Source organism: Cyclobacterium lianum, assembly GCF_900143075.1.
GTDB classification, from domain to species: Bacteria; Bacteroidota; Bacteroidia; order Cytophagales; family Cyclobacteriaceae; genus Cyclobacterium; species Cyclobacterium lianum.
Map to the genome: position 1 here is coordinate 13,969 of NZ_FRCY01000027.1, position 1,001 is coordinate 14,969.

2 protein-coding genes are annotated in these 1,001 nt (G+C 40.2%); both read left to right on the forward strand.

Annotated elements, in window-relative coordinates; all coding sequences use genetic code 11:
• Window positions 1-372 precede the first annotated feature (372 nt).
• A complete protein-coding gene (locus tag BUB19_RS24825; protein ID WP_073098369.1) occupies window positions 373-612 on the forward strand; it encodes a DUF4160 domain-containing protein in 240 nt (79 codons plus the stop codon).
• A complete protein-coding gene (locus BUB19_RS23625; RefSeq protein WP_084097622.1) occupies window positions 593-916 on the forward strand; it encodes a DUF2442 domain-containing protein in 324 nt (107 codons plus the stop codon). The genes BUB19_RS24825 and BUB19_RS23625 overlap by 20 nt, the downstream gene beginning before the upstream one ends.
• The last annotated feature ends 85 nt before the right edge of the window (window positions 917-1,001 follow it).

A 1,001-nucleotide genomic window follows, 5' to 3' on the forward strand; every position in this document is an offset into this window, starting at 1 on the left:
GGTCTTTGGGACCCCGAAGGTTTTTTCGTGAACGCTCCGGATTAGACCTTCGGGGTTCGGAAAACCCCAAAGGTCTGACTCATTTCACTTTTCCTTTTCCATTTTCTCCGGTCTGCAATTCAATCCAAAAGTAGACTCCACCGCATTGTACCCTCCTTCCTCCGGCTGAGTATTCCAACCCAGCCATTATTGACCTGTTACCGAAATCTTCCAAACCCAAAAATGGTCTGAGCGCAAGGAAAATCCTCGTGTCGAGGAATATTATATTGGATTAGAAAAAAGCTTCCATTTCGGTACCTGAAAACATCCTCCCCACCAGGGAAATTTTTCTGTTAGAGTAAATCAATTAGCCTAAATAGCTATATTTACATTATACCTAAAGTACTTGTCCAAAAAGGCTTTACGTTATTCTTTTATTCAGATGAAGGCAATGAACCAGCCCATGTCCACATTAAGAAGGGAGAGGGAAGGGGAAAATGGTGGTTGGTGCCAGCGATAGAAGAAGAATATGCTTATGGATTTACACTCCAGGAAAGGAGACAAATTAAACGTCTGATTTATCAACATCAGGAATATCTAAAAGAACAATGGTATGAATACTTCCAAAGATAAATTCGTCAATAAAAGAGCCAGTGACCCTATAGATCAGCTTATTTTCGAAAAAGGGTTACGTATAAAAAGCATATGGTTTGACCGTGAGCTGGATTTGATCATTGTTTTACTGAATAATAAAAAACTCCTGAAACGGCCTTTATCTGACTTTAAACGTTTGGCTGAGGCAAAAGAGGAACAATTGAACCGATTTGTCAATGATGGAATAGATATCCATTGGCATGATTTAGATGAAGACTTAAGTTTACGTGGTTTCCTGAAATATGAACTTTCAAAAATGGATACGCCTTTATCAGTTAGATAGGCCAACCTTTTAGGCTTGGGACCCATAAGTTTTTTCGTACTCGCTCCCGAAAAGACCCTCGAGGTTGTGGAAACCTCAAGGGTCG

Coding starts and splice junctions, on each gene's coding strand:
- BUB19_RS23625 (WP_084097622.1), top strand. CDS start 593: ATGAATACTTCCAAAGATAAATTCGTCAATAAAAGAGCCAGTGACCCT.